The organism is Mesorhizobium sp. P5_C1 (genome assembly GCF_054049815.1).
In genome coordinates, this window is sequence record NZ_JBFULQ010000439.1 from 1 (window position 1) to 4,605 (window position 4,605).

Annotated in this window: 5 protein-coding genes; 1 reads left to right on the forward strand and 4 read right to left on the reverse strand. The window is 64.6% G+C overall.

The window, feature by feature from the left end; translation table 11 throughout:
- Window positions 1–308: 308 nt before the first annotated feature.
- Window positions 309–596: a hypothetical protein gene (locus ACXJ7R_RS25265; protein WP_095091117.1), complete on the forward strand. Its 288-nt coding sequence runs from the start codon at window positions 309–311 to the stop codon at window positions 594–596.
- Between the two features lie 93 nt (window positions 597–689).
- Here ACXJ7R_RS25265 and ACXJ7R_RS25270 read toward each other — a convergent pair whose 3' ends face one another.
- Genes ACXJ7R_RS25270 through ACXJ7R_RS25285 form a run of 4 tightly spaced genes read right to left on the reverse strand, consistent with a single transcriptional unit; the run spans window position 690 to window position 4,538 of the window.
- Window positions 690–935: a MoaD/ThiS family protein gene (locus ACXJ7R_RS25270; RefSeq protein WP_095091116.1), complete on the reverse strand. Its 246-nt coding sequence runs from the start codon at window positions 933–935 to the stop codon at window positions 690–692.
- Complete coding sequence (locus ACXJ7R_RS25275; protein ID WP_457154205.1) at window positions 935–3,199, reverse strand: xanthine dehydrogenase family protein molybdopterin-binding subunit; 2,265 nt, start codon at window positions 3,197–3,199, stop codon at window positions 935–937. Before ACXJ7R_RS25275 ends, ACXJ7R_RS25270 begins: the two co-directional genes overlap by 1 nt.
- Before the next feature lie 2 nt (window positions 3,200–3,201).
- Complete coding sequence (locus ACXJ7R_RS25280; protein ID WP_095091114.1) at window positions 3,202–3,678, reverse strand: (2Fe-2S)-binding protein; 477 nt, start codon at window positions 3,676–3,678, stop codon at window positions 3,202–3,204.
- A complete protein-coding gene (locus ACXJ7R_RS25285; protein WP_457154204.1) occupies window positions 3,678–4,538 on the reverse strand; it encodes an FAD binding domain-containing protein in 861 nt (286 codons plus the stop codon). The genes ACXJ7R_RS25280 and ACXJ7R_RS25285 overlap by 1 nt, the downstream gene beginning before the upstream one ends.
- Between the last annotated feature and the right edge of the window lie 67 nt (window positions 4,539–4,605).

Here is a 4,605-nt window from a genome sequence, read left to right on the forward strand (position 1 = left end):
CATGAAACATCGGGCAGGTCCGCCTTGCGCCTCTTTTCGGACATTGAGACCAGCGTCGCTGTGCGCTCAGAAACGGACTCTCGCGATCCAGAACCGCAGCTGGATGGACCAGCAAGCGCGCCGACGAGCAGCCGAGCCGAGCAGCAGACGCGCTCGGCGGAAGAGTCTAACACCTGGGTCCCAAGCCAATTTCCGCCTGCTGCGCTCCACGTTATTGCAAGACGTTCAAATTTGAGCTTTCGCACTCATGCTTTGTCGAGAGTATCTCCTGTAGTCATTTAAACCTTCTGCGCCGTAAGGAGAACGCAATGACTCGCAATCACGTTGAACGTCTTGGAGAGTTCAGGGAAATCCTGGTCGCGACTCGACGCGAAGGAGTCCGTAACGTGCACCATACCCGCGACGCAATGCGGGCAAGTGGCTTTCAGATCGGGGACAGCGACGGCTCCAGCTACGGAGCCGAGTTGAAGGCGCTCCAAGAGGAAATTGAGGCAGTCGACCGCGCCATCGAAGACGAGAAGCGGTTGGCCTTGGCCCTCGAGAGCGCGGCTCAATCCCGCCGACCGACTAAACCGAGAATCGTGAAGGCAACATAGAGTCGGGTACGGCCCTCGGCGCCCGTCGCGTCGATCGCCTGCGGCATGGTGTCGGGCTCGTTGCTGAGCGACAGCAGCGAGACGCTTGTCCAATTATCCCCCTGCCAGCCTCGGCAGCAGGAAAATCTCCGAGCCCTTTGGCAATTCCTTCGACCAGGTGTCGCGATAGATCGTGCCGTCGATGGCGACGGCGATGCCGCGGTCGATCAAGGGCTCGATGCCGGGATACTGTTCAGCCAGTTTCCTGAACAGCTCCCTTATGTCCTTGGCCTCGATCTCGACCTTGTTCTTGCCTCCGGCGGCCGCGCCAAGCGATCCCCAGAGCGTCACTTCGACCATCAGCCTGCCCGTTCCGCTTCGATCGCCGCCAGGATGCGTGGCGGCGACATGGGAATATGCGCCATCCGCACGCCGGCTGCATTTGAGACCGCATTGGCGATCGCCGCCAGCGGCGGCACGATCGACGTCTCGCCGACGCCGCGCACCCCGTAGGGGTGGTTGGGGTTGGGGATCTCGAGGATCTGCGTGTCGATCATCGGCAGGTCCGAGCAGACCGGGATGCGGTAGTCGAGGAAGCCGGGGTTCTGCAGCCGCCCGTCCTTGCCGTAGATATACTCCTCGTTGAGCGCCCAGCCGATGCCTTGCGCGGCACCGCCCTGATACTGTCCCTCCACATAGGTCGGGTGCACCGCTTTGCCCGCATCCTGCACCACCGTGTAGCGCAACACTCTCGTGGCGCCGGTCTCGGGGTCGACCTCGATATCGCAGATATGGGTGGCGAAGGAGACGCCGGCACCGTCGGCGACGAGTTCGCTGTGGCCGGCGATTGGTCCGCCGGTCGTGCCCGACGCGGCGGCAATCTCCTTCAGCGACAGCTTGCCGAGATTGCCGTGCTTCTCGCCCTTGGCAACCGCGTGGCCCTGTTCCCAGACCACGTCGTCGACGGCAATGTCCCACATCTGCGCGGCGCGTTCGCGCAGGATCTTGATCGCGTTGCGGGCGGCCGAGATGGTCGCCATGGAGGACGAGAAGGTGCCCCGGCTGCCGTCGGTCATGTCGTTGTAGCCGAGGCTGGAGGTGTCGGCGACGATCGCCTTGACCTGCTCGTAGGCGATGCCGAGCTCCTCCGCCGCCACCAGCGACAGCGACGCGCGGGAACCACCCACATCGACCGTTCCGACGGCAAGCGAGACCGAGCCGTCCATGCCGATGTTGAGGTCGGTGCAGGTCTGGCCGCCGAAGTTGAACCAGAAGCCGCAGGCCATGCCCCTGCCCTGGTTCTTTCCGAGCGGCGCCTTCATGTGCGGATGGTTCTTCACCGCCTCCAGCGTCGGGCCGATGCCGATCGGGCCATAGACCGGGCCGTAGGACGACCTGGTGCCTTCCTGCGCGGCGTTCTTTATGCGGAAGTCGACCGGGTCCATGCCGATCTCTTTGGCCAGTTCGTCGACCGCGCTTTCCACCGCGAACGCCGCCATGGGTGCGGAGGGCGCGCGATAGGCCGCCGTCTTCGGCCGGTTGACCAACACTTCGTAGCCGACCGTCTTGACGTTCTCGAGCCTGTAGCAGGCGAACGCCGTCATGGCGCCGATCTCGGCCCAGGAGCCCGGATACGGACCACAGGAATAGCGCAGCGTCGCTTCGGCGGCGGTGATGGTGCCGTCCTTGCGGGCGCCGATCTTCACGTCGATCGAGGTGGCGCTGGTCGGGCCCGAGGCGCGGAACACCTCGTCGCGGGTCATCACCAGCTTGACCGGGCGCCCCGCCTTGCGCGACAGCGCCAGCGCCACCGGCTCGGCCCAGACATGGGTCTTGCCGCCGAAGCCGCCGCCGATCTCCGAGGAGGTGACGCGCAGCTTCGAGGCTTCCATGCCAAGCAGTTGGGCGCAGTGTTGGCGATAGACGAAATGCCCCTGCGTGCAGACCCAGAGGTCGGCGGTGCCGTCGGAACTGACGCTCGCCACGCAGGCATGCGGCTCGATATAGCCCTGATGCGTCTGCTCGGTCTTGAACGAGCGCTCGACGATGAAATCGGCGTGCCCGAAACCCTGATGGACATCGCCATGGCCAAACTGGCTGCGCTTGGTGACGTTGGACGGCTTTACCGGCTTTTCCTCGAGGCCCTCGGTGAAGATGGCGTCGTTGATGAGCGGCGCGGAGTGCTTCATCGCCTCGTCGACATCGGTAACATGCGGCAAAAGCTCATAGTCGACCTCGATCAGCTTCAGCGCCTGCCTCGCCGTGCGGGCGTCGACGGCTGCCACCGCGGCCACCGCATGGCCGTCATAGAGCGCCTTGGTGCGCGCCATGCAATTGTCGAGGATGTCGTACATGGCGGCATCGCCATCGGTGAGGTCTGGCAGGTCGGCCGCGGTGATCACCGCTTTCACGCCGGGGAGCTTCTCCGCCTTCGACGTGTCGATCTTCCTGATCGTGGCGTGGGCGTGGGGGCTTCTGAGGACGCGCCCGACCAACTGGCCGGCCATGTTGAAATCCGCGCCGTAGCGGGCGCGGCCCGTCACCTTGTCTACGCCGTCGGGGCGGATAGGACGTGTGCCGACGGAGGCGAAGTTGCGAGTGGAGTAACGCGGATCGAAATTCATCGTCATGCTCCCTTCATCACGTTTGCCGCGTCCTGAACGGCACGCACGATCTTGTCGTAGCCGGTGCAGCGGCAGAGGTTCCCGGCGAGGCCGAAGCGGATTTCCTCCTCGGTCGGATCGGGGTTCTTGGCCAGCAGGTCCTTGGCCGCGATCAGGAAGCCAGGCGTGCAGATGCCGCATTGAAGTGCTGCATGCTCCAGGAATTTCTGCTGCAGCGGGTGCAGGCTGTCGCCATGCGCCATGCCCTCGACGGTCTCGACGCGGCGGCCCTCGGCTTCCGCACCGAGCACCAGGCACGAACACACCAGCCGGTCATCGAGGATGATGCTGCAGGCGCCGCAGTCGCCGGTGCCGCAGCCTTCCTTGACGCCCGTCAGCCCCAGGCGATCGCGCAAGACGTCGAGCAGCGTCTCGTCCGGCTGGCAAAGGTACTCGACGCTGTCGCCGTTGATTGTGGTTGAGACTGCTACACCAGCCATCATTTGCCTCCTGCACGAGCATAGGCGGTCGTGGCGGCCCGCTTGGCCAGCACACCCGCAACTTTCCTTCTGAATTCGATGGTGCCCCGCTTGTCGTCGATGGGGCGGCAGGCGCCAAAGCAGACCTTGGCGAGCCTTTCAAGCGCGGCTTCGTCCAGCGTCCTGCCGATAATGGCCTCGGCCGCCTCTTCCACAAGCAGCACGGTGGGTGCCGCGGCGCCCAGCGCCACACGGGCCGCTGTGACGACGCCCCGTTCGTCGAGCGTCAGGTTCACGCCGGCGCTGACCACCGCAATATCCATCTCCGTACGGGGAATGAAGCGCAGATAGGCATCGCCCGAGCGCGCTGCGCGCTTGTCGAGCAGGATCGCCTCGATGATCTCGCCTTTAGCCAGCGACGTCTTGCCCGGCGCGGTCGGCACGCTCCCCACGGGAATCGTTCGCCTGCCCCCCGGGCCGACTACCGATGCCCTGGCGCCGGCCGCGACCAGCGCCGGCACGCTGTCTGCAGCCGGCGAGGCGTTGCAGAGATTGCCTGTTATCGTGCAGCGTCCCTGCACTTGCTTCGAGCCGATCAGCTTGGCCGCTTCGACGACGCCGGGCCATGCCTTCTTCAGGGCAGAGCTCTCGCCCAGGACGGCACAGGGAACAGCGGCACCGATGCTGAAGCCGTCGGCCGTTTCCCTGATTTCACTCAAAGCCTCAATCGCCTTGATGTCGACGATCAGGTCGGGTTCGACAAAGCCGCCCTTCATCCTCACCAGTAGGTCGCTGCCCCCGGCAAGAATGGCGGCCGTACCTGTCGACCCGGCCAGCAGGCCAACGGCATCTTCGATTGAAAGCGGACGTATGTAGCGCATCGTCTCCCCTTGGTCTTCGCGATCTCAGCGAACCGTTATAAACAGTCTCCTCATAATGGCTATCCGG

What these genes read in the sequence shown, in the direction of transcription:
- ACXJ7R_RS25270 (WP_095091116.1), bottom strand. Translation starts at nt 935, where the DNA reads ATGGTCGAAGTGACGCTCTGGGGATCGCTTGGCGCGGCCGCCGGAGGC.
- ACXJ7R_RS25275 (WP_457154205.1), bottom strand. Translation starts at nt 3,199, where the DNA reads ATGAATTTCGATCCGCGTTACTCCACTCGCAACTTCGCCTCCGTCGGC.
- ACXJ7R_RS25265 (WP_095091117.1), top strand. Translation starts at nt 309, where the DNA reads ATGACTCGCAATCACGTTGAACGTCTTGGAGAGTTCAGGGAAATCCTG.
- ACXJ7R_RS25285 (WP_457154204.1), bottom strand. Translation starts at nt 4,538, where the DNA reads ATGCGCTACATACGTCCGCTTTCAATCGAAGATGCCGTTGGCCTGCTG.
- ACXJ7R_RS25280 (WP_095091114.1), bottom strand. Translation starts at nt 3,678, where the DNA reads ATGGCTGGTGTAGCAGTCTCAACCACAATCAACGGCGACAGCGTCGAG.